We start from the raw sequence: 25,481 nt of genomic DNA, 5'->3' as shown, positions 1-25,481 counted from the left end.
CACCTAAAAAGCATGTTATAATCCCTACTGCCTAAACAAGCACTTTGGAAAGTTGCTCGCTCAAATAGGCTTTCATCTCCTCTCCTTCTTCCACCTTAATCTCACCCGGCAAGCCCAAAATAAATCTAGCCAATCCAGGTAATTGAGGGATTTCACCTTCAAAGTAATACTGGTTTCTGTTCTTTATAGACATAAAAGGACGGGCATTCGGATGCTCCTCCATCATCAGTTGATATGCTTTTTTGCTTAGCTTCAATTTGACTTGAAACTTATTCTTTCCAGTAAATCCAAAAAGTTGAGTTCCCGGTAGCTGATGCTTGGCTACAAATTTCCATGTCCCTTGACTCAACACGACTTCTCCTATCCGCTCAATTTTAAAAACTTTCATGCTTTTACTAGCAGGTTCAAACGCATGAATAGTCTCATAGTTTGAAGAAAAAGCTACGGGCTCTACCAAGCGATCACTGGTAGTATCAGAGCTGAGCGAATAATAATCCTTCAACCAAACTTGCTTTTTCTGCTGAATTCCAAGACCTATCTCATCTACTAATCTGCTGAGGTTAGCTTTGAACAGTTGCTCGGTCCCCTGCTTCACCTCAGATCGTACATCCAGTTTTTTAATAATGGAATCATGAAGCAAATTCCCTTTGCCTTGACTTTCGATCATAGATCTCAGCCATTGGCTTTCTTCTTGGGAGAAAGTCCCATAATTAAGCGTATGATCCATTCCCGGCTTTTGCTGGATTTTATACTTACTAAACTCCTTCACTACTTCAAAACCAAGCGCTTCCAAAAGCTTAAAATAGCGATAGATCGTACGCTCATCCGTCTCCAACAGCTCAGCAAGCCTATGCACAGGCTTTCCTATATTGCTTTGAAGCAGATTAATCAATTTGAAAACGCGGAGAATTTTTTGCTGCTCTATCTTTCCTGCTTGGCTCATGGTAGGTAGTGAATTTGGAAAGTTAAAAGTAAACAAATGAGTTTAGCTATTTCAGTAATTGACGCGTATTGTCAGTAAATCTATCTCACAAATAATCTCAAGAAGAATAAAATTCCTTCTAATTTTAGCTTAATGAAAAGCTTAGAACATGATCCATTTTTAACTAAATCGCAATTTTCAGCTTTTGCATTAGGCACATTCTTCCTTATCGCGTACTGGCTCTTCGGCTTCGATGGGATTACATTTAGCGATGATGTCTATTACTTACTCGCAGGGCAGAAATTCTGGGACGGGAGCATGGAGGTGAATGATTATCATTTCTCCAGCCGCTGGGGAGCCTATGTGCCTGCTGGGTTGATCGGGCTTATTTTTGGGTTTGATCCGCATAAAATCTCTCTAATCTCCCTGCTGAGTTACGTCATCACTATATTTCTATTGGTCAAAGTACTTCCAAAAGCAAGTCTAACTTGGGTTCTTGTCGGTTGGATTTGTACCCAAGTTTATCTCCTTCATTTCCTGACAAAAGTATATCCTGACAGCCTTTTGGTTCTGTGGACTACCTTGCTTCCTGTAGCAGCTACCTCTAGAAAAAGCAAACCCATATTTTCTGGAATACTGATGATTTCGGCTCTATTTATAGGTTTCATTACCAAGGAAACCATCGTATTTCTAGCTCCTTTTCCTCTTCTGCTATTTTACTTTGATTTAAAAGAAAAGGAATTGAATTGGAGATTTTATTACAGCTTAATCGGTACAGCAATATTGCTAGGAATAGCTTATCTGGGCTATTTCTGGATTGAATTCGGAAATCCATTACATCGTATCACTTCCATCAATGCTGGACATTACATCTCAGATTACACCTATGCTGACAAAGGATTCTGGTCCATCTTGGAGCGATTAACGATACTTCCAGTCCTAACTTTCGTTGAGCGAGCTTATTGGCCTTGGATGGTTTTTGCGGTACCAGGAATAATAGAAGGATGGAAAGGTGGAAATTCTGCAGCAAGAGTATTCAGCTTAGCACTCGCCTGTCTTTTGATTGGTTTTTGGTTCATGAGTTCCACCTTGGCATTCTACAATCCCATCTATCTCAATCCCCGCCACCTCATTATTCTAATTCCAATATTGGCATTTTTGATTACTTCTGAATGGAGGAGTTGGCAAGTTAGTACAAAGTGGAAAAGCTACTTAGGCATGCTTCTAGGCTTAGGAATAGTAGTTGCCATGCTGATTCAAGACTGGAAAATGGCTGCTTTTAATGCTGCATTTCTCCTACCACTTTATAGTAAAAATCAGAAGATCTCCACAGCACTTTTTGGACTAATCCTGCTACTTCCTGCTATCTATTCTATCTATTATCAAAAGAACCTCAAGCAATACAATAATCTAATTCATACATTAACTACCGATCTTCAAAACGCTGATTCAAAGGAGAATATATATACTCACAGCTTTCTGGATTTTAGTAAAAAAGTGCTTTTAGCTGATGATACTTTGGCACAGGAAAAGCTTCTTTCTCTTTACCAATTTCCTCAAGATTCCCTCCTTCAACCAGAACGACTGAAAGTATTGATTTACGATTATTACCTGCATGCTTATCCTGAAGAACAGGAAGACATCGATGTGATTTCAGTCTGGCTCAGCAAGAATTATGAGCTAGTAGAAAGTCAACGTTCTGGGAATATTACTGTAAGTGAGTGGAAGTTGGATGTTGGGAAGTAGGAAGTTGGGAAGTGGGAAGTCAGGAAGTTGGGAAGTGGGAAGTAGGATGTAGGAACTTGATCCGAGGTAAAAACAGGTTAGATTTTCCCTCGGATCTAAATTAATTTCTATTACTTTTTGCGTTTCTGACCTGTGGCAAAGATTCGATTGACATTGAAGCCTAATCTAAACTCGTCTCCGATGGTACCATTTCCACCTGCCAAAAGGTACTGCTCATTTAGCGCCTGCGAAGTCACGAAATACATCTGAAAAACATGTCCACCGGCTTCTACATCCCAACCAATCCCAAAATTACTTCTCAGATCTGTATTCAAATTAGGGATGAATTGTAATGCTAAAGAAGAGCGCTCAGTGATCTTCAACTTTCCACTAAATCCTAGAGCCACATACAAATTATCTGTGCCCTCGATCTGATACACAGGCCTAGGATCAGTGAAATAAGCCAACATTGGGGTCAACTGAAAACTGATTTTCGGAGAGAACTTCCTAGCTAGCATCACCTGTCCAAAGTAACTCATCCGCTCCGAAAAGTTAGGAGCAGGTTCTGGGAGAAAGTCATAATTCGATGAATTGACTCCCCCGCCACCAGCCACACTCAAGGAGAAAGGCTTGCTTCCATTCTGAGTTTGTTGGAAAATATGGTAGCGTCCAAAGACATTATAAACCTTGTCTCTGCTTGATCTAGAAGCCGCCAAGGAGAATTTTTCAGACAATCCAAATTCAAAACTGAATTGAATATTTGCCCCATTATCCAGTCCAAAGAGGTTTTGAATTCCTCCGTCTAACGTACCAAACGTATGCATGATCGCAAAGTGCATGGACTTTTTACTCAGAGGCTCCACAGTCAGCAAGTTGATATGTCTTGGGGCATGGAAAATCAATTCCACCGGTTGATTTGGATTAGCTAAGTTTCTTTCCAGCTGCGCGAAAAGTGAAAATGGCAACATCCCCAAGAGGATCAATAGTAGCGATCGATTCATTATTTTTTGGGTTTAAATAGTGCTTTGAGTGTAACTTCCTGCTTTTCTGCAAGCTCATAGAACACCAGTTTTGGTATTTCTATATTATAATCTGATAAGAGGACATTAAACCCTCCTTCTAATTCCAGTTCACCTTTCGCATTTTTACTTAAGGTTCCTTTGACTTGAATTTGCCGCTCCACTCCATGTATTTTAAAAGTACCAATAGCAGTTACTGAACTTTTTGACCCTGTACTTAATGAAGGAATTGTGTTCATTTTTCCAGTAAACTCTGCAAAGGGATACTTATCCGTTTCCAGGTAATTATCTCGCATGTGTTTATCTCGAAGTCCTATTCCAGTTTCCAGAGTATTAAGATCTATATAGAAATCCAATAGATTTTTATCCAGGTCAATTAGCCCATTTAATTTGTCAGACTCGCCATTAAATTCATTCAATGAAGCTTTGGAAAGGAAATTCACATATCCTGATTCCGTAATGAAAGTCTGCGCCTGTGCAACTGTGGTAATAAAGTAGATGATAAATAGAAGGCGTTTCATTACTTGGTGATTGTCAAAGTAGTTCCATTCAAAGCAGTTCCATATGATTGCAAAGGTTGAGTTGCCGGTCCTTGAAGGACATTTCCAGAGGTGTCAAACTGAGAGCCATGACAAGTACAAGTAAACCTGCTATTTGTAAAGGTCCAATTGCGATCACAGGCAGAGTGTGTACATACTGAGGTCATTGCCATGTAAGCTCCTCCTACATTGACCACAAGAGTCTGCGCACTCAGCACCAATAACCATCCGCCTGCTGCTGCCAGTCCAGTTTGAGCAGTTAAATTGATAGTAATTGTACTACCTGAAACTGTGATTCCATTGGTGCTTCCTGGAGGTGTCGTAGTTGGGTTGTTCGGGTTTTCATCTTCAGAATCTGAGCAACTAGTAAAAAAGCCTATACCAAATGCTGACATTACTGCAGTGATTCCTGCACGTTCTATAAAATCCCTACGAGATTGACTTAGGGTTCCTGTTTTTGATTTGATCAGCTCCATAATTATATTTTTTTTGGTAGTTACGAGCTTATAACTCAAGTTGGATTAAGTTGTTTACATAAAATATTATTTGGCTGCGGTCGGAAGCAATAATACTTTAATATACCATAAAAAAATGAAGGTTGTAGCCGACACCGGATCAGAATTAATTTCTTGAAACTGATGGAAAAAAATTGAAAACATCCCATCCTATAGCCACTCTGACTTAAGAATTATCACTTTATTTTTCAGACTTCAGCTTTTAGCCTTACTCTCTCTGACTTTCTAAAAATGTTTTCTGTCCAAAATCTCCTTCAGTACGATGGCATCTTTGATAGACTGAGGATTTTTTAGCATTCGGGCATAGCGGCTTTTGCTAGTGGACGAAGACTCTTCTGCCACCTCTTTGAGTGAGGGAATTTCCGGAATGCCCTTAGACGTTCGGGTAAGCTCGGATTTAGTTTGCTCAAACGCTCCTTGATAATGCTGAATCTCATCGTCATCCTCCTCAATTTTCTTAGTAGGAAATCTCTTAACTGCAGGAGCTGGATCTGCTCTCCACTCAGGTCTGGAAGTGGTGTCCCCAGCTCGTTCATAAACCACTTCTTTGGCTTGAGCTACAGAGGCAGGCTGCATTCTCGGTTTGGCAGGCTCAGGCTGTTTCGGCTTTTGGGCATCACGGATTTCCCGCATCAGATCCTCAAAAGTAACTGGCTTCTGCTGAGGTTCACCCGACATTTCTGCCTGATCTTCAGTCTGATTCTTCTTTTTGCCTTTGGTAGCCTGATAAATAAAATAGGCCAACACTGCGACGATATAAACGATATTTCCTAAATCCACGAGGGTAAGATAATCGATTTCATTAAGAGTTGCATTGTTTTTTACTGATGAGTTTTTAACCACTGAGTTCGCGGAGTTTTACACTGAGAGCGCAATTTGATTTTGTGTCTCCTTGAAAATTGAACATTGAAGTTGAGCATTGAAAATTGTCTCCTTGGGAATTTTGAATTACCGTTCGTGTGACACGAACGGCGGCGTTGCAGTTCGCGGAGTGTGACACTGAGTACGCAATGTGATTTTGTGTCTCCTTGAAAATTGAAATTTGAATTTGAACTTTGATAATTTCACAACCTGATCACTGAGACTGAAAACTGAATACTCAAATCCTTGGACAATGACTCAAATGATCTTATTTTGTTTCTCTATTTAATACAACTAAAAAAGGATGCTGCTCAGTAAGCTGGAGATCAAAGGGTTTAAGAGTTTTGGGGATAAAATGGTGATCAACTTCGACAAGGGAATCACCGGTGTAGTTGGGCCAAATGGCTGCGGCAAATCCAATGTAGTCGATGCAATTCGCTGGGTCCTTGGCGAGCAAAAAACCCGTATGCTCCGCTCCGATAAGATGGAGAATGTGATATTCAACGGTACCAAAACCCGGAAACCATCCAATCTTGCCGAAGTTTCACTCACGTTTGAAAACACCAAAAACCTACTCCCTACCGAATACACTTACGTTACCATCACCCGTCGCTACTACCGATCGGGAGATAGCGAGTACCAGATCAACGGTGTCACTTGCCGCCTGAAGGACATCACCAACCTCTTCATGGATACAGGTATCAACTCAAACAGCTATGCTATTATCGAGTTGAAGATGATCGATGAACTGCTGAACGATAAGAATAACTCTCGCCGTGAATTGTTTGAGGAAGCAGCCGGTATATCCAAGTTCAAAAACAGAAAGAAGGAAACGCTCCGAAAACTGCAGGACACAGACGATGATTTGGCACGTGTGGAAGATGTGCTTTTCGAAATCGAAAAGAACCTGAAAAGTCTGGAAAAGCAGGCAAAACAGGCTTCCAAGTACTTTGAGATAAAGAAGGATTACCGGGTAGCAAGTATTAACCTGGCGAAAAAAAGCATAGAGAAATACAGAAAGTCGCTGATAGATGCCAGCAAGAAAATTCAGGATGAAGGGGATAAAAAGCTTCTACTCCAAACTCAGGTCACAGATAAAGAAGCTCTTCTAAGTCAGTTGAAGACTGATTTAATCCAAAAAGAAAAGCTGCTCGCAAGTCGCCAAAAGGCACTTAACGAACATGTAAATAAGATCCGCTCCTTTGAATCGGAGAAGAAAATCAAGAATGAGCGACTACGATTTCTGGAAGATAGATCTCAGAAATTGCGCGAGCAGATCGATACTGACCGTAAGTCAAACGACCGTGCGGGATTTAGTATTCGATCCCTTCAGCAGGAAAAAGAATCTGCCGAGAAGATGCTTGCTGAGAAGGAAATGATCGTTTCCGAACTTCGGGAAGCTTTTGAAAGCCAAAAGCTAATTCAAGCAGAAAAGCAGCAGGCGCAAAAAACCATCAACCAAAACTTTGAAACGCTTAAAGAAAAAGTCTATCAACTAAGCAAGGACATAGAAATCAAGCAAATTCAGCTTTCCACACTGAAGCAGGAACTGGAGCGGACATCTTCAGATGACTCTTCTCAGGAAGCAAACTTGGTGGATTTTGAGGAGAAAATCATTACCCTCAAAACCGAACTGGATGAGTCTACCAAAGGCTTTCAGGAACTTAAAACAAAACAGGAAGAACTGGATCAAAAGATCGAAGAGACCAATCGGGTGATCGAAATGATCCGCGAGGAATTGACACAGTCCTCCCGAAAACTCGATTCTAAAACCAATGAATACAATCTTACCAAGTCTCTGGTTGAGAATCTGGAAGGTTTCCCCGAAGCCATCAAATTCCTGAAGAAAAATCAAAGTTGGGGCAAGGACATGCCCCTCCTCTCCGATTTGCTAACCACCTCGGAAAAGTACAGGGTGACAATAGAGAATTACCTGGATAGCTACATGAATTATTATGTGGTGGATACGGAGTCTCAGGCTATTTCCGCCATTCAACTCTTAAGCGATTCTGCCCGCGGCAAAGCCAACTTCTTTATTTTGGAGCATTTTGAGCGCTTCAAACCCAGCCAAAATAAGCTTTTTGCCAATGCCATTGCGGCTACGGAGATTATAGAATTTGATGTCAAATATTCCCGCTTGATCAATTTCATTTTGGATAATGTCTACATCGTCCAAGGTGAGCACCGGGATTTTCCGCAGGATACTGAGGCTATTTTCATCTCTGAAAACGGCAAATACACCAAGCGGAAATTCAGTATTTCCGGTGGTTCCGTAGGGCTTTTCGAAGGAAAAAGAATAGGTAGAGCCAAGAACCTGGAGAAGCTGGACCGGGAAATCAAGGATTTAAACAAGAAGGTCAGCAGCACCAGAAACAATCTGGACAACAAGCTGTCTGAACTGATGAAGCTGAAGGAAATCAGTTATAAAAAGACACTGGAAGAGTGGCAAAATAAAATCAATGCCCTTAACCAGGACTTTGTCTCTGTACGCACCAAGAAGGAACAGCTGGCCGAGTTACTAAGCACCAATGCCAACAAACGGGAGGATATCCTGGATCGGATCGCTTCCATCGAAGAAAGTCTGACTGAGATTCAACCACAGCTATTTGAGGAGCGGGCTGAGTTTGAAGCCTTGCAGGATGAACTCGAAGAACTAAACGAATCCTATGAGAAGGAATCGGCTTCCCTTTCCGAAAAGTCCCAGGCTTTCAATGCCGAAAACATTCTCTATCATCAGCATCTTAACCGCGTGACAAGCCTGGATCAGGAAATAGAGTTCAAGCAAACTGCCTATGAGGGATCCAAGGACAGGATCGGCCACTCACAGAGCGAGCTATCCCAGTTGGACACAGAAGTCAAATCTCTCTTGGACAACAATGAGGTCAAGGACGATGAATTGATCGAGTTGTACGCAGAGAAGGAAGGCATAGAAAAGGGCGTGCAGGAAGCTGAGAAGGACTATTATGCTTCCCGAGGGCAGATTGATGACACGGATCAGCAGATTCGAAGTATTCAGAAAGCCAAGGAAAGTTATGATCATCTGATTCATGAACTGGAAAATGCAGTCAATGAAATAAAGCTGAAAATGACCGGAATGAAGGAAAGACTCAGCGTGGAGTTTGACTTGGATCTGGATAATTTGATGGCGGAAAACCCTGAGATTGACGAAGAATTCAGAGAATTTGCAGAAGAAACCCTGCGAGATTTAGTGGCTAAGCAAAAAGATAAACTGGAGAAAATAGGCCCTATCAACCCGATGGCTATGGAAGCCTATGACGAGATCAAGGTTCGCTATGATTTTATCACCACCCAAAAAGAAGATCTAATTAAAGCCAAAGAGTCTTTGATCACAACGATTAAAGAGATAGACGAGGTAGCCAAGGAAACTTTTCTGGATGCCTTTGCCAAGATCAAAGAAAATTTCGTAAAGGTTTTCCGCTCGCTCTTTACCGAGCAGGATGACTGTGATTTGACCTTGGTAGACCCAAGTAATCCGTTGGAATCTGCTATTGAGATTTTGGCCAAGCCAAAGGGTAAGCGTCCTCTTAGTATCAACCAGCTTTCGGGTGGGGAAAAGACATTGACTGCCACATCCCTACTCTTCTCCATCTACCTGCTGAAGCCCGCCCCATTCTGTATTTTTGATGAGGTGGATGCCCCCCTTGATGATGCTAACATTGACAAGTTCAACCAGATTATCCAGCAGTTCAGCGGAGAGAGTCAGTTTATCATCGTGACTCACAACAAGCGCACCATGGCCAGTACGGATATTATCTATGGAATTACCATGATAGAGGCTGGGGTATCACGAGTGGTTCCGGTGGATTTGAGGGAGTTGGTTTAAATTTAATATCCTTCAGCTAAAGCAGGAGGGAATTGATTATGGAGGCAATTCAATCAGACTATATTTTAATAGGAATGTGGTTTTATCTGATTCTTTATTTTTAATTAAATTGAATTGGAATGTGGCTTTAGCCCATTCCAAATGGATATATTATTCTCTATATTGGCTTTAGCCAAAATCTTTTTAACATTCATTTTTTTCAATTATGCCATTTGTAAAAGTCTACATCCATTTCGTTTGGAGTACTAAAAACCGAGTACCTTATTTGAATTCGAAAGAACTCAGATTGAAGGTTTGGAATCACATTCGTGAAAATGCCCATAGTAAAGGGATTTTTGTGGATTTCATCAATGGGTACTCAGACCATTGTCATTGTTTGGTTTCTTTGAGAACCGCTCAAACCATCGAGAAAACAATGATGCTTATAAAGGGTGAATCAGCTTTTTGGATCAATAAGAATAACTTAACTCTGGAGAAATTTGAATGGCAGGATGAATATTTTGCGGTATCAGTTTCAGAATCTCAGTTGGATAAGGTCCGAGACTATATCAAAAATCAGGAAGTACATCATAGGAATAAGATTTTTCAGGAGGAAAATGAGGAATTCATCTCAAATATGGCTTTCAGAAAATGAAAGATGGATTTCCTCCAGCTAAAGCAGGAGGGAATTCAATTAAGATTTAATAAATTAATCCAACTGAATAGGAATGCGGCTTTTGCCCATTCCATTAAGATATCATGTGTAGAAAAGAGGGCTTTAGCCCAATAGTTTTCAGCTAATTTTAAATGCAATCCAATTGAATAGGAATGGTGCTTTAGCCCATTCCATTAAATCAAGATATATAAGGGCTTTAGCCCAAATGATTTCAGCCAAATCAAAGGCAGATCAACTGAATAGGAATGCGGCTTTAGCCCATTCCTCAATCAGAATATCAAGAATAGAAAGTGGGCTTTAGCCCAATCTTATAGCCCATTCATTTTAGACAATATTCAAAGAATTCCCCCTATCTTAAAAAAATCTTTTCACAATGCGTAGCCTTCTCCCCTCCTTCCTCCTTCTTGTTTTACTCTTTACTGGATGTAATAAACCAAGCGAAACTTCACCTTCACTCAATGAAGATACCGAAGCTTGGTGGGAAACCACCACTGTCCTTTCCAGCGATGCCATGGAAGGACGCGATACAGGTTCGCCCGGCTATGCTCGGGCAGCAGCTGTAGTTGCGGAGAGATTTGCTACTGCAGGACTAGAACCACTGGGAGAAAATGGCACTTGGTTTCAAGAAGTGCCGATGGAGGAAGTAGCAATCACTCAAGCCAAAATCACCGTGGGCGACCGGGAACTCAAATTCTTACATGATATCCAAGCCTCGCCTGCAAGCGCCAGAGAGATAGTTGATGCTCCGATTATCTATTGTGGATACTGTGATTCTACAAGCACAAGCCAAGTGAAGGGCAAGTTGGTAATCTGCCATGGCACGAGACGCGAAGATTTCCCTAGCAATGGGGACCGAATTAGAACTATGTCTGAAGCCGGTGCCTTGGGAATCCTCTTCATCGCAGATCCTGGTTTTATCATAGAGCCTCCAAGATGGCCCTTTGCTTACAGTCGATCTGTTCGATTAGCTGGTGAAACCTTTACGCCAGCTACGTTCCCAACTTTTAGTATTAATGCCGGTTCTGATGCCTTAGACAAACTAATCGAAGGCAGTGGACAAAATGCAAAAGAACTGATCGATTTGGGCAGTAATGGCAAGCCACTACCAGTTTTTGAAGTGCCAGACCGCTTTAGTGCAAGTTTCACAACATCGAATCGCTCCTTACAATCCCCAAACATCCTTGCCCGCCTTCCGGGCACCGATCCTAGTCTTGCCGATCAGGCAATTGTGCTTACCGCACACTTGGATGGCTACGGCTATGGCACAGCAGTGGATGGAGACAGTTTGTATAATGGTACGCTGGATGATGCTGCTTATGTAGCATTGCTAATTCAATTGGCAGAGCGGCGAGCCGGAAAGGGATTTAAAAGGCCATTGATTTTTGCAATCGTCACAGGTGAAGAGAAAGGATTGCTTGGCTCAAAGTATACGATGCAACACCTTCCTGTACCCAAAGAAAGCATCGCAGCAAATATCAACTTGGATCAACTCCGCCCGCTATTTCCACTGGAGATCATGACCGTCCATGCACTGGATGAAACTACCCTCGGGGACGATGCGAGGGCTGTGGCCACGAGTATGGGGATCAAAGTTCAGAACGATCCCGAACCCGAACGTAATCTCATCCGACGCTCAGATCAGTGGAGCTTTATTGAAGAGGGAATTCCCGCTATCAATTTTGTCTTTGGCTTTGAGCCAGGATCTGAGAGCGAAAAAATCTACCGACAATGGTACCGCGAAGGCTACCATACCCCAAAGGATGATCTCAAGCAAAAGATAAACTGGGAAGCAGCAGCAAAGTTCAACACGTTTTTTTATGGACTCGTAGAAAAGGTGGCCAATGGAGCAACTGTACCGGCTTGGAAATCGGACAGCAAACTAAGACCGGTTAATCCTGAAGTTGAGCTAGAATAAATCAAATGCGTTAGTAAATAAGTCTGGCAGGTAATTCCATGAATAATCTCTTTACGGAAACACCTGCCAGTCTTTGATTTTATAAGAGGCTTAACTTATCGGAATACTAGCAGCATTTTCAGAAAGCCATTTGTCAAAGTTTTGTAATTCCGGATTCAGCTCCAAAGACAATTCTTCGCTACGGGCATCGTTAAAATCCTTATTAAAATCCCTCTTAAACTGGAACATATTACCCAAGTCATCAGCCCCTGGGAAGCCAAAACTGCGGTAAGTTTCTGGGCTCACACTATTATAAATCACATTAATATCCAGGGCTTTGGAAAGTTTTGCGGCCATTTCATCACCACTCAACTTTTCACCCACAATACCTATCATTTCTCCAATTGCGCCATTGCCTTTTTTGAAAATACCATAGGCACATTTGCCAATATCTTCTGCTCCCATACCTGCCAATTTCTTGTCGTCCATAGGGAATGCGATGTAATAATTTCCATCCTCCCCTTTTTGTGGTCCCATTCCAAAATGAATAAAATTATCCCAGAAAAAAGAAGTTCTTAATAGGGTAACTGGCAAGCCAGCATCCACCAAAAGTTTATCCGCGGCACCTTTTCCATCGAAGTGGGGCACTTTGTATTTATCCTGCAGCGTTGGCATTCTGTCGTCATCCAGTGGCACACAGTTTCTGGTATCCTCCAGTGTGGACCAAATTACATGCTTCAAACCAGCTTCCTTGGCTGCTTTCGCGAAATCGGATACTTCCTGATATTCCTTTTCGGCAGAAAAATGCTCCCAGAAAAAAGTAACGAAGAATGCTCCATAAGCTCCTTCCACTGCTTTTTTAATGCTCGCAGCATCATCAATATCTGCTTCTACTACTTCAGCCCCTAATTGTGCCAAAGCCTTTGCTTTATCAGAAGTAGCATTTCTGGTTACAGCTCTTACTTTAAACTCTGAGTTGGGATCGGATAAAATAGCTCTAGCAAGTCCTCCCCCCTGTGCCCCTGTGGCACCAAATACGGTAATAATTTTAGTTTTTTCCATGGTTAATTTTTAGTTATTCTTTCCCCAAAAGCATCTAAGGCTTGGGCCGTTTTTTTAAGTGGTAGCTGGTCTCCACTTTCTATTTATTTGGTATTCAAATTCAATAACTTATTCAAGTGATCTAGTACTGGTATTTATGCCATTTATTAAAAAGCAGGACATATTTCCTGCAAACAAATACGGTACGATTGATATTGCTACCCTACTATAGTAATCGATAAAACACTACAGGACAGACTCTTTTGCTTAAACAATCAGGAAAGTAAGAGCAGAGCTCTCTTATTAAATAGTTTATAAAACAATAAGCAGTATTCCTGGTAGTATGCCCAGATGGATATTAAAAGTTGGTTGGTTTTCTTATGCTAAAAGCGTAGTACAAGAAAGAAAAAAATTGATGAATATCCACGCTAACTAGCTGATTTTAACGCCTATTTTATTAAACTTCATTTTTAGTAAAAGTACCATAGGGACGAACTATTAGTTGACCGAGCTCCGAGCTATCGGGGTCAAACCTGGCTATAGTAGAATTAATTGTTCGCCAGCGCTGGCCCAAAAACGTCATCTGGAGAAGAAATTCCTATGCCAGCAAGATAGAAACGAGAGGTACCTCTTAACTCCTCTATTTACCCGAAAGGCTAATTTTTCTTATGTCCTTTTGGCTTGGCCCAAAAGGACCAAAAATCCAAGTCGTGGCAAAGCTTCCCCCCTCATACCAGCCGCCTGGCCCGCTGCCACGACCTCCTCCCCGCCCTAAAAACTAGCCAATGTGCTTTTTAAAATTTTTCTTTAATCTAGTGGCAAGCAGAAAAGTCCCAGAGGTACGGCATATCGGTAGCCCAGAGTTTCAAACATGAGATATAGCCCTGAAAGGGCGGCAATATCCTAGTCCAGGGTAAGGAGGCACGACGCAACCCTGGGTTTGGAATGAATTATTTCAACAGCGCTGGCCCAAAATCATTTTTTGAAACCAGACCCCAGTGCCAGCAAGGTGGAAACCAGAAGTTATCCCGAATTCCTTTATTGAGCCGAAAGGGCTAATGCTAGCTGTAAAGTCTTCCCGCCTGATGAATTATTCGTATTTTAGGAACTACTCTCAATTAACCTTCCCAAATTCACATTTTGATCTTCTTATGAAATCAGACTTCCAAGCCACTTTTCAAAAACTCTCTATTACCTTACTTCTCTTTCTTTTTGCCATCGTCACCAATGCGCAGAATGGCCCAACGGTTAGAAAAAATGTTCCTTTGGATTCTATACGCTTGAGTGATCCTTTTATTCTGGCAGATCAGGAAACCCAACAGTATTTTATGACAGGGACAGGTGGGATGCTTTGGAAAAGCAAAGACCTGAAAAGCTGGGAAGGGCCTTATCGAGTGACCGAAACTGACCCTGAATCCTGGATGGGTCCAAAACCTATGATCTGGGCAGCCGAGCTTTTTAATTATCAGGACAAGTACTACTACTTTGCCACCTTCACAAATAGGGATGTGAAAATTGATACGGTAGCTGGGAATGTGATTGAACGGCGGGCAAGTCATGTATTGGTAAGCGATGAACCTGCTGGACCTTTCGTTCCCATGGAGGATCCTACCTATCTGCCAGCTGACAAACCTACGCTTGATGGGACGTTTTGGATAGATAGGGACGGAAAGCCTTACATGGTTTATTGCTACGAATGGTTGCAAAACCTCAATGGAACGATGGAGAAAATTGAGTTGAAACCTGATTTAAGTGGTTCTGTGGGTGAAGTGAAATTACTTTTCAAGGCCAGCGATTCTCCCTGGAGTAGGGAAAAAGATGCAAATGGAAATGACGTTCCCAATAAAGTAACGGATGGGCCTTTTCTATTTGAAACAGGAAGTGGCAGACTTGGAATGATCTGGACAAGCTGGATTTATGACAACTATGTGCAAGGAGTAGTCTATTCAGAAAGTGGCACCTTGGACGGTCCTTGGATCCACGAAGAAGATCCTATCACTCCTCCTAATTTTGGGCATGGGATGCTGTTCACCTCTTTTGACAACAAAACCCTGATGAGTGTTCATAGCCATAAATCCGTCAATGGCCGGACCATCAGAATCCCTCACTTGTTTGAAGTGGACTTAACGGGTGACAAGTTGGAGGTTGTTGGGCCTTATGTGCCATAGTGGGAAGTTGGGAGGTTGGAAGTAGGGAAGTTTGGAAGTTGGAAGTTGGGAGGTTGGAAGTTGGGAAGTTGGAAGTTGGGAAGTTGGAAGTTGGAAGTTGACCATTGATAATTGACCATTGATAATTCTAAAGGGGCAAGGGGGATTTGGACTCCTCGGTTTTGGAGACTTGCAATAGAATAAACTCAATTAGAGAAAGAGATCAGATTTATATAAAATGCATTCAACATGCTCGATATCGTCATTAATACCCGCCAAGCAATCATTACACCCGGATTTTCGGTAAAGCGTATTCTTCCTTTTCAGCTGAGGAGAATGGTTGGTCCCTTTATTTTTATGGATCATGCAGGTCCGGTAAGTGTTCCGGCCACCACCAATCTGGATGTGTTGCCTCACCCGCATATCGGACTTTCTACGGTGAGCTATCTCTTAGATGGGAATGTAACCCATAGGGATAGTCTGGGCGTGGAGCAACTGATCAAACCCGGTGAAGTAAATTGGATGACGGCTGGAAAAGGAATATCCCACAGTGAGCGGTTTGAAGATCCAAAAGTCTTGTCTGCTGGAGGTTTGGAAATGATTCAAACCTGGGTGGCACTACCTGAAAAAGACGAGGAATCAGATCCTGCCTTTAAAAATTATGCGGCAGAAGAATTACCGGTTTTTACGGACAAAGGCGTTTGGATGCGGCTGATAGCAGGCGATGCCTACGGTTTGAAATCTGATGTAAAAACCAGCTCTCCCCTCTTCTATCTACATGTGGAACTGCAAGCGAAAGCTAGATTTGGTATTCCAACCGGACATAGCGAAAGAGGTGTCTATATTGTAAAAGGAAGTTTGGAGGTGAATGGCGTAAGCTATCCTGCCGGAAAACTACTCGTGTTTTCCAAAGGGGTGGATCCATTGATTATAGCAAAAGAAAAAACCACGCTTATGATGCTGGGTGGTGAGCATCTAGGAGACCGATATATCTGGTGGAACTTCGTTTCCAGCCGCAAGGAGCGCATAGAGCAGGCAAAGGAAGACTGGAAGCAAGGCCGAATTCTTTTACCTCCTTCCGATAATCAGGAATTTGTTCCTCTACCGGAAGATAAGTCTAAGCCAGCCGGAGGGCCTGAACCGGGGGCTCTTTCATGAAGTCATTACTGGAAATGAAACTCAATGGTTAGGGTAAAATTCCAGTTATTAGAAGACTACCACGGGTAATACCTTGAAAGTTAATATAGCGAATGATGATTCGCACTTATAATATATAGAATCAAAAAAACCAGAGAGGAATCCTCTCCGGCTTAATTCATTGTAAGATCAAATTCAATTCATCAACACCAGCTCAAAAGCTCCGTCATTGGCGGTTGGCGGTTTTCAGTTGTCAGTTGTCAGTTTCCTGTTGTTTTTGTTGACCTTCTGCCAGTCGGAATTCTGGTGCGCTGCATCACATTCTTGATCAGAGCTTGTTCTGCCTCCAAGCGGTAAAAGAGCTCCTTCAGCTTGGCCAATTCATCTCTCAGCTGCCTGGTATCTTCGATCAGCAGTTTTAGAAAGTAGGCAATCACCGAAAGCAGCATCATGGTCACCACCCCAGCCAGACTTAAGAGTAGCTCTGCTCCAGACATGATTCGAGGAGATAAGGCACTCTTTCTGACACGATCTGCAACTCTACGATTTCCCCACGCTCCCATTCAGCTTCCAGCTTTTCCATCAACTTGAAAAAAGCCAGTTTGGTGAATAGTGGAGTACCATCCGCTCTATAGCAGGTTACAGGATATATGGTATTGGGTTCCAGTTTTCCATCACCTGCGTAGTGTGAGACCTTACCCTTTTCCCCAGTCCCTATCTCCCAACCTTTTTCCTCGGAATGCACAGGCAGAAGTTCATAGATGCCTTCTTCAATGCATGCCGACCCAGTACTAAAGCAGGCCTTGGGAGGCTCACGGGTAAAGAAAATTTGCTTTTGACCGAGAAATAATCTCCCAAGGGTTACTGATGCTTTGTACTTTCTGTGAAGTACCAGTCTCATCTTAGACTTGCTCTACTCCTACCATCTTGGCGGCATTGTGTGCCCCATTGTTAATGGAGTACTCGCTGCCGTTGACCATCTGTACGAACTCTACACTCAGCACAAAGGCTCTGTGTGTACCTGGTATCAAGGATTTGTCTATAGAAAGACTGATTACAGCTGCTGGATCAATCACTGATAGCAGATCTGATACGCTGGTCTGCACCGTTCTTGCACCCGTTTCGAAATCCAACCCCACTCCAGTGGCTGTAATTCTAAGATGGGTTGCCCCCTTAGGCAAGGCTACAAAGTCCTGTGGTACAAATGCCGGGATAGCAACCGCCCATGCAGTTGGAGAATCTGTGTAATTAATCTCCAGAAAGAGTGTACTTCCTAGGGAACTTGCAGCATTCAACTCCATATCCTTCAGCAGACTCCAGTCTCCGGCTCTTACCATTCGCTCACCACGGTTATTGACCAGATCCGACTGCAGAACTTTCATCATCACCTGCGTAATTCTCAGGTTCAGCCTTTTATCACCAATCTTGGCGATTACCGGGCGCAGCGCATCCCGGAAGAGTTTGGCTGAGGATGCATTGTCGGCGAACTCTTTGAGGTTCTCCCGGGTACGTGCAAAGCGTGCATCGTTCATAATGCGGCTCTTGCTCACCCCTCCTTTTTCACGGGCCAGATACCCGTCCTTGGTTTTGTAGAAAGAGAGTCTTCCTACCTTACCGTTCAGTGTAATTACTCCTGCTTGTTTTGCCATATGTATATGGGTTTTAGGTTAAACATGCAGGGAAATTCAGGTTTATCACATTGGCTATCAATTGAATGTGCGGTTTGTTCGCAAGCTTCGGAATAGGTATAGATGTTCTACTTAGAGAGCTTAAAAATGTAATTTTTTTTCAATGGGATTAATGCAGAAACAAGAATTGAATATTAGAAATAGGAATTGAAAAATGTCCTGCAGCCACTTCCAATTGGATAAATCCTGGCGGACTCAATCTATTGGTAGTGCAGCGTTGCTTTGGCTTTTCAGTCATTCGTGAAGCGACGAAAGGAAATGGTCTCTGAGCCACAGACCACGGACGGGGATGCATGCTGTAGGCATGTCATTTATTAGCCCAGGGTTTCAACCCTGGGTTTAAAGGATATTTTCGATCAACAGCGCTGGCCCAATATCCTCATTAAGAGACGATGACCAAGTGCCAGCAAGATGAAAACGAGAATTATTTTGGTATTGGTCTTTAGAGATAGCGGTGGAGAAGTATTTAGAGGCTGATTTTCAGGATGTTAATAATCGTTCGAAAAGACACGAACGGCGGCATCAGTGGTCTGTCAAGACACAGATCGCGGTGAAGGAAATTAATCAATGCCGTAGGCATGGCACATTAGTAGCCTAGGGTTTCAACCCTAGGTATAAAAGACAAATTCGATCAACAGCGCTGGCCCAATATCCTCATTCGGAGACGATGACCAAGTGCCAGCAAGATGAAAACGAGAAATATTTTGGTATTGGTCTTTAGAGATAGCGGTGGAGAAGTATTTAGAGGATGATTTTTAGGATGTTAATAGCCGTTCGTGATGACACGAACGGCGGCATCAGTGGTCTGTCAAGACACAGATCGCGGTGAAGGAAATGAATCAATGCCGTAGGCATGGCACATTAGTAGCACAGGGTTTCAATCCTGGGTATAATAGTATAATTGTTCACCAGCGCTGGCCCACGTTCATCGTTCGGAGGTGAAGCCCAGTGCCAGCAAGATGAATACGAGAATTATTTTGGTATTGGTCTTTAGAGATAGCGGTGGTGAAGTATTTAGAGGTTGATTTTTAGGATGTTAATAGCCGTTCGTGAGACACGAACGGCGGCATCAGTCCAGCTTCTGGAGAAGCAGGACAACAATCTATAGGCAGGACAGCCATTTCTGAAGCCACGAGCGGAACCAGGAAAGCATTAAGGACTGGCAAGCCATTTAGTTTACAACACCGATTCTTGATTCTAGCATCTTGATACTTGATACTAACATCTTGATACTTCTTACTAAATTCTCCCTAGACAAACAGAATCCGAAAATTCCATTTTCCCTGATCGCTCTGAATAAAAGGAGAAATAAACATACACTTCTGCATTCTCACCTATTGAACCCCAGGGTAATTCCAACTCCTGATATCCGTCTTTTCTATAGTTAGCTCCCTGAATACTGAAAACCCGTGGTTCCACCGTGTCGTACACGACCATAAAGGTTTTGTCAGCATCACGGGCGGAGCCATCCCAACTGTTCACTGTCCACTCTACTCTGAATGGTCCATCTGTCCTTGTTAGGATTGCATTTCTCACACCAGTAAGATCTCCGGAAGAAACCAGCACTTTCTCTGGCTGTAAAACAGGAATGCCATCTATGGGATAAATAGCATTTTTCAGCAAAAGGCTCTTCGCTCTATCTATCCCCCTTTTTGTACCGATTTTAAATGCACCAAATCCAATAGCTATTTCCTTTTTCAGAGGGGATAAAAAATCCTGAGCCACAGCAAAGGCTTTCTGATGATAAGTCTGAAGGGAAGAATTGCTTCCTGCACCTACCCCTGGTTTTGTCCTGATCAATGTCTCCCCATTGACCTGATAAAAAACCAGATTTCCAACCTTTCCGGAAATCCCTCCAAGCAAACCGTCTGTTACTTTTCCCATACTGGTTAATGATTAAATGTTCATAAATATTCTACTGCATAAAAGGATTTGGTACTCCTTAAACCAAACTCAGTCCTATGGTAAATCCGAACTACAGACGACTCCGCTACAGTACATCTACGATCAACTATCGAATGAGCATCGTAGCAGCATCGTAGGAGGATCGTAGAAAGATCGTTTTTAATACTATTCATAGTTGCTTTGTTTGGCTTTGATGGACTAATGAATCTTGCCTGAACTACTGCCCAATACTGGCTAAATCATGTAGTTACGGATCATCTCTTCGGGGATGCCTGAAAAGAGAGCGAAGTCGGAAATGGTCACAAACTGGTGAGGCTCTTTGTTGACATAGACGCGAACCTTATGCAACAGTATCTGGGCATAGCGTTCGCTCCTTCCAGTCAGGTAAACAACATCCTTTGGATAAATAACCACACGTTTTTTGAACATGATACTCCTCCTTCCATTTAGTGTTTCCCAAAATTTCCATTGATAGAATTCTGATACCTAGAGGTCTCAGCTGTCCATGCTTCACAGCCTCCTGCCAAGAGTAAAAGCCTACCAACCCATTCTTGACAGGTACCAAAATCGTCACCTACTTGCTTTGCAAGAAGTACTATTTTCTTACTTAGCTGTTTGACCTCCTGCATAACCCAGGATACTGCGGCATCCCCCATCGATTCCATCAGGATGATTATCTCATTATGTGGATCACCAATAGCCAACTCTTTTTTAGAGGAAGCCAGGTCATTGGATAAGCAGATATACCTAGCCAGCGAAAATTCAAGCAATTCAGATATACAACCCCGTATATCTTTTTCCGGCCTGATTAGGAGCATTGCTAAGTGTACGCCGGAAGTTTTTGGTCTCATTACTCTGTATTCACCAAGAAGAGGTGCCCTGCCGTCAATTTTGATCTGGATTTCCCATTGCAAGGCATCTATGTATTCGAGCCAGGCTTTATGCCATTCCTCTCTAGCAAAAGAATTCTTATTTTCCTCTTCAATTGATTTTTGTAGAAGGTAGATCTCGATTCCAAGACTTTGTAACCTGCTGTTTGGGTGTATTGAGTCACCAACCTTCAGGCCTTCCAGAAACTTAATCATGGTGTTATCAATACCTATGTCCAATAGATCGTCCAGCAGGAACAGGCCAAGGAAAAATTTCATGATCTGTTCCAGTCTTTCCGCTTCCTCCTCAGGAAAAAGGTAACTGGCAAACCAGTTGATCTTCTGTACTCTGCAACGCTCCAGCTCTGCGGGACTTTCAAATAGCCCTGCATCCCAGGCCCATCGAAGGACTTTACCATCCAAAACTCTGGTAGCAGTGTTTAGAGCCGAAGGAAAAAAATTATTGTTCATATCTTACCCAATTTTAAGGCATGTTGGATCTCTCTTACAGTTCGCTCTGAACAGGAAAAATAGGAGGCTATTTTGGACTGGGACAAGTGGATTTCTACCCCAGGCATAAACTCCACAAACTCTCGGTATCCCTTTGTGATTCCCATGACTTTGATTCGGCTTCGCAGTTGCAGTCTCTGAAGGAGTCTGTGGTTTATCTTCAATCCCAACTTGGCAAATTCGGGATAATTTTGAATCAGAGTCATTTCAGACTTTTTGCTGAGTTCATAATACACCACGTCTGAAAGGCACTTGATATAATTTTGAGTTTTTTCGCCTTTTAGGTAGGATTGGAAATCGAATGCCACATCGGTGGCCTGAAAAATCTCTGAAAGCACAGGTCCCTTTTCTGAATCGTAGAACAAGCCTATAAATCCCTCACAGATATATCGGCTGCAGATTTCTATACTTGAAGCATCTTTTAATACCTCATCTTTTTTTCTTTTTCGGAGATCCAGGTAGAGCTCCACCTTGGTGTAGTCAAGTTTAAGATCCGGTACCAGCGGATCGTAATCTTCTTTCATTTTTGCTAAATAGTCCATATCCCATCCCTGTAAAAATCACTGATGATAAGATGATTTCCCCTTTGAAAACCATTGAAAAGTCTGCAATACTATTGCTTTAGTAATGTTAAGATAATGTTAACTAAACCTAAATTACAATAGGTAATTTTTAGTATCAACAAAAAACCTACTCATTTATCGGAAAAATTTCCGCTTTCAAAGCAATTATTTTTAGGTATAGGAAAATTATCCTGAGACTTTTTGATATATGTCAATGAGATTTGGATAAATGAACATCAAAAAAAGTCGGAAGTAATCTACTGGACCCGGTATTAAATCAGATAAAAATGGAGTCATCTCGTAAACCACTTACTACAGTACTGGCCGAAGCTATCGCTTGGCTTCTAGCCGCTCTTTTCGCCTATACGGCGGTGAGTAAGGTGTATGATTGGCAGGGAACACAGAGGGCTATGTACAATCAGGTATTCCCGATAGCAATGGCAGATGTACTGCTCTACTTGTTGCCTTTGGTAGAACTAGGTGTTGCGGTACTACTACTAGTTCCCGGTTGGCGAAAGATAGGCTTGTTAATGAGTGTATTATTGATGGTACTATTCACAGGATATGTAGCCTGGGTATGGCTGGGATTTTCGGGGCGGGTTCCCTGCTCCTGCGGTGGGGTGTTGGAAAATCTGGGTTGGGGAGAGCATTTGGTAGTTAATCTTATGTTTTTGGTCTTAGCTGTAATTGGCTATTGGAGTCATCGGAAAGTTAGAAATGGAAAGTCAAAATTATGAAGTCAGAAAGCTGAAATGTCAATGACCGAAGGCTGAATTGGCAAGATGGAGGTTGGAGGTTGGAAGTTGGATATCTGAAATTTAAAATAAAGGAATTGAGAATTTAAAATGGTTTGGAGATCGGGAATTAGATAATCGAGAATGGTGATTGGGAGATATTGTCTTTTTCAGACTGACACTTCGACTTTGCTCAGTGTGACTGGAGTCGAAGCCTAGCAAAGAACTAACGGATTGGAGATCTAAGGTATTTCTTTAGTGAGAGAGGATTTAAAAAAAAATATTCCTCATATCTGTAGAAACGGAGCAATGCCGTAGGCATGGCAGATTTGTAGCCCAGGGTTTTAACCGTGGGTATGAAGGATATAATTGTTCAGTAGCGCTGGCCCACAAGCATCATTCGGAGACGGAAACTTAGTGCCAGCAAGATGAAAACGAATCATAGGCGTAAATGGTCTGTGAGACCCGCCTTCGGACGGGCAGGCACAGACCACGGTGGAGGGATTAGAAATTAAAATGACCCTGAAGGGGTCAAATGTAATAGCCCAGGGTTTCAACCCTGGGTTTAAAGAATGTATTAATTTATCCAGCGCTGGCCCACAAGCATCATTCGGAGACGGAAACTTAGTGCCAGCAAGATGAAAACAAATCCATAGGTGAAAATGGTCTGTGTACAAAGACCACGGGGAGACAGAAACGATGGAACATCTAAGTCCTATGGAAACGGAGCAATGCCGTAGGCATGGAAGATTATATAGCACCGGGTTTCAACCCGGTGTAAAAAGACAAAATGGCCATTGCCTCCTGCCCACGATCAACATTTGGAAACGAGAATTAATGCAGGAGGATGGAAACGATAAGTTATTTGGGCGAGAACAGTGGATGTGATATTAAAGACAGAAGAAGAGTCTGGTGACAGACCTTCGAACCGAAGCAGTCAGGAGAATACATTATCAAAAGCACAAGTCATGAGACTTGCGCTAGATACGGATGGAAACGAAAAATCATTTCAAACCATAAAACCTTCGAGGTTTGGCAAACCTCAAAGGTTACGACTAAAACGCCAAGGCAAATGCAGCCCAACGAATGCGATGGGAGCAGCTTTTTATTGAAGAAGAAAAAGACAACACAGTCCGTGAAGCCAGCAGGTGGTTGCCGGACAACAGCAGGGGGACAAAAAATCCGATCGCCCCTCTCGGAAGGCCAAACTGCCTGATTCGTGGTCGGGCAGTTTATCCAAAGCGACCGGAGTTATTAGTAAACTATAACAATACAACTTATGAAAATTAACGTTTTAAACCTCCTACGTGGAGGTGTATTTTCACTCGCGATGGTAGCCGCTTTTGCGTTTACCACACCTAGAGGTGATGCTCCAGAATATGGAACTCCAGATAATGGAGCTACGTGGGTTCTGGTGGATGAACTTGAGATCAATGAGGACTATGAATGCGTGCCTGGCTCACAAGCCTGTACCTATAGTTCCCAGTCTATGGCTAATCCAATCGGTCCAACCAACAAAAAATTCCGGTTGATCACACCTTAATTAATTTTTCAGGGCAAGAGGATTCCTCCTGCCCTGATTTTTTACTAATAAAAACTTAATTCCCTGGCTGGAATTGGCAATACATACTTTTCAGAATTCGGAAGTAAATTATACTCTTGGCCTTCATAATTTCTTGTAAGGGTCGTTTTAAATCTTTCATCATTATTTAAACGCCTCAAATCACTCCACCTAAGACCACGGAAGGCCAACTCTTTTCTCCTTTCTTCCAGAATCACCTGCAAAGCCTGAGTCTCATCAGTAAAACTCACAGGAATAAACGCCTCGGAATATCTATTGATCAGCAATGCATTAAGTATCGCAGCTCCTTCATCAAGTCTTCCTTTTCTTACAAGACTTTCCGACAAGATCAGGTACAATTCGTCTATAGCTAAACCAGCAAATAGAGGCCTGCTGCCATAATAACTACCTCTGAAATTGATATACCCACTGGATCGCTTTATAAAAAACAATGACCTTCTCAAATCCCCTTCTCTGTAAAGATCAAGTAAGTCTCCTGAAACCTGAAATCCAGATTGGGAAGAAAAGTAACTAGTCCCCCCTATCCTACTGTGCCAGATCACTTCTTGGTTAAATCGAGTGAATGGGTAGTTTGATGAGGAAGAAAGCTCTTTGTAATCCATGAGTTCATCTCCCATTTGAAGAGCCTGTTCTGATGCACTTAAAGCCAACTCATATTCCTCCCAAGCTAGAAATATACGCGCCAAGAGAGCCTTCGCTGCCTGCTTGTTTGGACGTGTCGCATAAGCACTATTCAAAGGAAGTAATTGGGCTGCTAGTAGTAAATCATCCTGAATAATTTCCTGAATAGATTCCTTATCTCCCAGTTCAGGCTTCAATACAATTTTAGAAGTTTCACGGACAGGAATTTTTAAGGCAAGATTTTTATCTTGGAGATTTGGGCCATCCAAAAAGATCGTAGATAAATTATAGTAAGCATGTGCTCTATAAAATAAGGCTGCTCCTTTGAGCTCCTCCCACTTGCCACCTCTATCAGATAGCTTTTCCAGTGATTCTAAAGCCACGTTGGCATTTTGGATCTGGTTATAGCAATCTCTCCAGTCGTACACCAAATCGTCCGGTTGAAACCGCACGGGCATCCAGAGATAAAAATTCCGCTCCAAAAGCTCCATAGAGGATATTGCTGTTTCACTTGAGTAGAATTCATCCCCCATAACTACAGGTATGGTTGGGTAGGTATTCAGAGAACCTGAGTTATCCAAAAGGGCTTCAATCGCTCCCAAGGAGTCAGGGGTGTCAATAGCTTTAGTTGGCTTTTCATCCAAATATTGCTCACAACCACCTAAACAAAGGCAGAAAGTGATCCATAGAAATAGTTTTTTCATGATAAG

General features: G+C 42.4%; 22 protein-coding genes and 1 pseudogene. 8 read left to right on the top strand and 15 right to left on the bottom strand.

The window, feature by feature from the left end; translation table 11 throughout:
- Positions 1 to 31 precede the first annotated feature (31 nt).
- The gene (locus tag ACPUEN_RS04520; protein ID WP_425638861.1) at positions 32 to 943 is read right to left on the bottom strand and encodes a helix-turn-helix transcriptional regulator; all 912 of its coding nucleotides are present in this window, start codon (positions 941 to 943) and stop codon (positions 32 to 34) included.
- A 132-nt stretch (positions 944 to 1,075) separates the two neighbouring features.
- On the opposite strand from ACPUEN_RS04520, the gene ACPUEN_RS04515 reads away from it, so the two are divergent.
- On the top strand, positions 1,076 to 2,668 hold the full coding sequence (locus ACPUEN_RS04515; protein WP_425638860.1) for a hypothetical protein: 1,593 nt from the start codon (positions 1,076 to 1,078) through the stop codon (positions 2,666 to 2,668).
- Between the two features lie 110 nt (positions 2,669 to 2,778).
- Here ACPUEN_RS04515 and ACPUEN_RS04510 read toward each other — a convergent pair whose 3' ends face one another.
- From ACPUEN_RS04510 to ACPUEN_RS04495, 4 genes are all read right to left on the bottom strand, one after another.
- Positions 2,779 to 3,648 (bottom strand): DUF5777 family beta-barrel protein, encoded by an 870-nt coding sequence (locus ACPUEN_RS04510; protein WP_425638858.1) that lies wholly within the window; start codon positions 3,646 to 3,648, stop codon positions 2,779 to 2,781.
- Positions 3,648 to 4,187 carry a YceI family protein gene (locus tag ACPUEN_RS04505; protein ID WP_425638856.1) on the bottom strand — a complete coding sequence of 180 codons (540 nt, stop codon included), beginning with the start codon at positions 4,185 to 4,187 and terminating at the stop codon, positions 3,648 to 3,650. Before ACPUEN_RS04505 ends, ACPUEN_RS04510 begins: the two co-directional genes overlap by 1 nt.
- On the bottom strand, positions 4,187 to 4,681 hold the full coding sequence (locus ACPUEN_RS04500; protein ID WP_425638855.1) for a ubiquinol-cytochrome c reductase iron-sulfur subunit: 495 nt from the start codon (positions 4,679 to 4,681) through the stop codon (positions 4,187 to 4,189). Before ACPUEN_RS04500 ends, ACPUEN_RS04505 begins: the two co-directional genes overlap by 1 nt.
- 264 nt (positions 4,682 to 4,945) lie before the next feature.
- Positions 4,946 to 5,563: a hypothetical protein gene (locus ACPUEN_RS04495; RefSeq protein ID WP_425638854.1), complete on the bottom strand. Its 618-nt coding sequence runs from the start codon at positions 5,561 to 5,563 to the stop codon at positions 4,946 to 4,948.
- 322 nt (positions 5,564 to 5,885) lie between these two features.
- On the opposite strand from ACPUEN_RS04495, the gene smc reads away from it, so the two are divergent.
- From smc to ACPUEN_RS04480, 3 genes and pseudogenes are all read left to right on the top strand, one after another.
- Positions 5,886 to 9,425, top strand: coding sequence for a chromosome segregation protein SMC (gene smc / locus ACPUEN_RS04490; RefSeq protein ID WP_425638853.1), 3,540 nt, complete (start codon positions 5,886 to 5,888; stop codon positions 9,423 to 9,425).
- A gap of 205 nt (positions 9,426 to 9,630) precedes the next feature.
- Positions 9,631 to 10,109 (top strand): annotated as a pseudogene (gene tnpA / locus ACPUEN_RS04485) (IS200/IS605 family transposase).
- Positions 10,110 to 10,453: 344 nt separating this feature from the next.
- Positions 10,454 to 11,995, top strand: coding sequence for a M28 family metallopeptidase (locus tag ACPUEN_RS04480; protein WP_425638851.1), 1,542 nt, complete (start codon positions 10,454 to 10,456; stop codon positions 11,993 to 11,995).
- Between the two features lie 90 nt (positions 11,996 to 12,085).
- Here the strand turns inward: ACPUEN_RS04480 and ACPUEN_RS04475 are convergent, their stop codons facing one another.
- Positions 12,086 to 13,036 carry an NmrA/HSCARG family protein gene (locus tag ACPUEN_RS04475; protein WP_425638849.1) on the bottom strand — a complete coding sequence of 317 codons (951 nt, stop codon included), beginning with the start codon at positions 13,034 to 13,036 and terminating at the stop codon, positions 12,086 to 12,088.
- A 1,130-nt stretch (positions 13,037 to 14,166) separates the two neighbouring features.
- Between ACPUEN_RS04475 and ACPUEN_RS04470 the strand changes: the two genes are divergently transcribed.
- On the top strand, positions 14,167 to 15,183 hold the full coding sequence (locus tag ACPUEN_RS04470) for a glycoside hydrolase family 43 protein (protein WP_425638848.1): 1,017 nt from the start codon (positions 14,167 to 14,169) through the stop codon (positions 15,181 to 15,183).
- A gap of 228 nt (positions 15,184 to 15,411) precedes the next feature.
- Positions 15,412 to 16,320 (top strand): pirin family protein, encoded by a 909-nt coding sequence (locus ACPUEN_RS04465; RefSeq protein ID WP_425638847.1) that lies wholly within the window; start codon positions 15,412 to 15,414, stop codon positions 16,318 to 16,320.
- Positions 16,321 to 16,559: 239 nt separating this feature from the next.
- On the opposite strand, the gene ACPUEN_RS04460 is transcribed toward ACPUEN_RS04465, so the two are convergent.
- The 8 genes from ACPUEN_RS04460 to ACPUEN_RS04425 all read right to left on the bottom strand — a co-directional run bounded on the left by ACPUEN_RS04460 (position 16,560) and on the right by ACPUEN_RS04425 (position 21,813).
- A complete protein-coding gene (locus ACPUEN_RS04460) occupies positions 16,560 to 16,796 on the bottom strand; it encodes a hypothetical protein (RefSeq protein WP_425638846.1) in 237 nt (78 codons plus the stop codon).
- Complete coding sequence (locus tag ACPUEN_RS04455; RefSeq protein WP_425638844.1) at positions 16,772 to 17,200, bottom strand: DUF5675 family protein; 429 nt, start codon at positions 17,198 to 17,200, stop codon at positions 16,772 to 16,774. Before ACPUEN_RS04455 ends, ACPUEN_RS04460 begins: the two co-directional genes overlap by 25 nt.
- A gap of 1 nt (position 17,201) precedes the next feature.
- Complete coding sequence (locus ACPUEN_RS04450; protein WP_425638842.1) at positions 17,202 to 17,948, bottom strand: hypothetical protein; 747 nt, start codon at positions 17,946 to 17,948, stop codon at positions 17,202 to 17,204.
- Positions 17,949 to 18,096: 148 nt separating this feature from the next.
- Positions 18,097 to 18,282 carry a hypothetical protein gene (locus tag ACPUEN_RS04445; RefSeq protein ID WP_425638841.1) on the bottom strand — a complete coding sequence of 62 codons (186 nt, stop codon included), beginning with the start codon at positions 18,280 to 18,282 and terminating at the stop codon, positions 18,097 to 18,099.
- A 944-nt stretch (positions 18,283 to 19,226) separates the two neighbouring features.
- Positions 19,227 to 19,871 carry a DUF6266 family protein gene (locus ACPUEN_RS04440; RefSeq protein ID WP_425638839.1) on the bottom strand — a complete coding sequence of 215 codons (645 nt, stop codon included), beginning with the start codon at positions 19,869 to 19,871 and terminating at the stop codon, positions 19,227 to 19,229.
- A 20-nt stretch (positions 19,872 to 19,891) separates the two neighbouring features.
- On the bottom strand, positions 19,892 to 20,065 hold the full coding sequence (locus ACPUEN_RS04435) for a hypothetical protein (RefSeq protein WP_425638838.1): 174 nt from the start codon (positions 20,063 to 20,065) through the stop codon (positions 19,892 to 19,894).
- 273 nt (positions 20,066 to 20,338) lie between these two features.
- A complete protein-coding gene (locus tag ACPUEN_RS04430) occupies positions 20,339 to 21,232 on the bottom strand; it encodes a terpene synthase family protein (protein WP_425638837.1) in 894 nt (297 codons plus the stop codon).
- Positions 21,229 to 21,813, bottom strand: coding sequence for a hypothetical protein (locus tag ACPUEN_RS04425; protein WP_425638835.1), 585 nt, complete (start codon positions 21,811 to 21,813; stop codon positions 21,229 to 21,231). Before ACPUEN_RS04425 ends, ACPUEN_RS04430 begins: the two co-directional genes overlap by 4 nt.
- Positions 21,814 to 22,121: 308 nt before the next feature.
- Between ACPUEN_RS04425 and ACPUEN_RS04420 the strand changes: the two genes are divergently transcribed.
- Positions 22,122 to 22,571, top strand: coding sequence for a MauE/DoxX family redox-associated membrane protein (locus ACPUEN_RS04420; protein ID WP_425638833.1), 450 nt, complete (start codon positions 22,122 to 22,124; stop codon positions 22,569 to 22,571).
- Positions 22,572 to 23,847: 1,276 nt separating this feature from the next.
- Entirely contained in the window at positions 23,848 to 24,111 is a 264-nt protein-coding gene (locus ACPUEN_RS04415) for a hypothetical protein (protein WP_425638832.1), read from the top strand.
- Between the two features lie 44 nt (positions 24,112 to 24,155).
- Here ACPUEN_RS04415 and ACPUEN_RS04410 read toward each other — a convergent pair whose 3' ends face one another.
- Entirely contained in the window at positions 24,156 to 25,475 is a 1,320-nt protein-coding gene (locus tag ACPUEN_RS04410; RefSeq protein WP_425638830.1) for a RagB/SusD family nutrient uptake outer membrane protein, read from the bottom strand.
- Positions 25,476 to 25,481 lie beyond the last annotated feature (6 nt).

Source organism: Algoriphagus yeomjeoni (assembly GCF_049821175.1).
Taxonomy (GTDB): domain Bacteria; phylum Bacteroidota; class Bacteroidia; order Cytophagales; family Cyclobacteriaceae; genus Algoriphagus; species Algoriphagus yeomjeoni_A.
The sequence above is the reverse complement of the archived record's forward strand: the minus strand, read 5'-3'. Positions and strand labels throughout refer to the sequence as shown.

Bases quoted from the DNA above. Each gene is read 5' to 3' on its own strand.
- ACPUEN_RS04520 (WP_425638861.1), bottom strand. From the start codon at position 943: ATGAGCCAAGCAGGAAAGATAGAGCAGCAAAAAATTCTCCGCGTTTTC.
- ACPUEN_RS04515 (WP_425638860.1), top strand. From the start codon at position 1,076: ATGAAAAGCTTAGAACATGATCCATTTTTAACTAAATCGCAATTTTCA.
- ACPUEN_RS04510 (WP_425638858.1), bottom strand. From the start codon at position 3,648: ATGAATCGATCGCTACTATTGATCCTCTTGGGGATGTTGCCATTTTCA.
- ACPUEN_RS04505 (WP_425638856.1), bottom strand. From the start codon at position 4,187: ATGAAACGCCTTCTATTTATCATCTACTTTATTACCACAGTTGCACAG.
- ACPUEN_RS04500 (WP_425638855.1), bottom strand. From the start codon at position 4,681: ATGGAGCTGATCAAATCAAAAACAGGAACCCTAAGTCAATCTCGTAGG.
- smc (WP_425638853.1), top strand. From the start codon at position 5,886: ATGCTGCTCAGTAAGCTGGAGATCAAAGGGTTTAAGAGTTTTGGGGAT.
- ACPUEN_RS04480 (WP_425638851.1), top strand. From the start codon at position 10,454: ATGCGTAGCCTTCTCCCCTCCTTCCTCCTTCTTGTTTTACTCTTTACT.
- ACPUEN_RS04475 (WP_425638849.1), bottom strand. From the start codon at position 13,036: ATGGAAAAAACTAAAATTATTACCGTATTTGGTGCCACAGGGGCACAG.
- ACPUEN_RS04470 (WP_425638848.1), top strand. From the start codon at position 14,167: ATGAAATCAGACTTCCAAGCCACTTTTCAAAAACTCTCTATTACCTTA.
- ACPUEN_RS04465 (WP_425638847.1), top strand. From the start codon at position 15,412: ATGCTCGATATCGTCATTAATACCCGCCAAGCAATCATTACACCCGGA.
- ACPUEN_RS04460 (WP_425638846.1), bottom strand. From the start codon at position 16,796: ATGTCTGGAGCAGAGCTACTCTTAAGTCTGGCTGGGGTGGTGACCATG.
- ACPUEN_RS04455 (WP_425638844.1), bottom strand. From the start codon at position 17,200: ATGAGACTGGTACTTCACAGAAAGTACAAAGCATCAGTAACCCTTGGG.
- ACPUEN_RS04450 (WP_425638842.1), bottom strand. From the start codon at position 17,948: ATGGCAAAACAAGCAGGAGTAATTACACTGAACGGTAAGGTAGGAAGA.
- ACPUEN_RS04445 (WP_425638841.1), bottom strand. From the start codon at position 18,282: ATGCATCCCCGTCCGTGGTCTGTGGCTCAGAGACCATTTCCTTTCGTC.
- ACPUEN_RS04440 (WP_425638839.1), bottom strand. From the start codon at position 19,871: ATGGGAAAAGTAACAGACGGTTTGCTTGGAGGGATTTCCGGAAAGGTT.
- ACPUEN_RS04435 (WP_425638838.1), bottom strand. From the start codon at position 20,065: ATGAATAGTATTAAAAACGATCTTTCTACGATCCTCCTACGATGCTGC.
- ACPUEN_RS04430 (WP_425638837.1), bottom strand. From the start codon at position 21,232: ATGAACAATAATTTTTTTCCTTCGGCTCTAAACACTGCTACCAGAGTT.
- ACPUEN_RS04425 (WP_425638835.1), bottom strand. From the start codon at position 21,813: ATGGACTATTTAGCAAAAATGAAAGAAGATTACGATCCGCTGGTACCG.
- ACPUEN_RS04420 (WP_425638833.1), top strand. From the start codon at position 22,122: ATGGAGTCATCTCGTAAACCACTTACTACAGTACTGGCCGAAGCTATC.
- ACPUEN_RS04415 (WP_425638832.1), top strand. From the start codon at position 23,848: ATGAAAATTAACGTTTTAAACCTCCTACGTGGAGGTGTATTTTCACTC.
- ACPUEN_RS04410 (WP_425638830.1), bottom strand. From the start codon at position 25,475: ATGAAAAAACTATTTCTATGGATCACTTTCTGCCTTTGTTTAGGTGGT.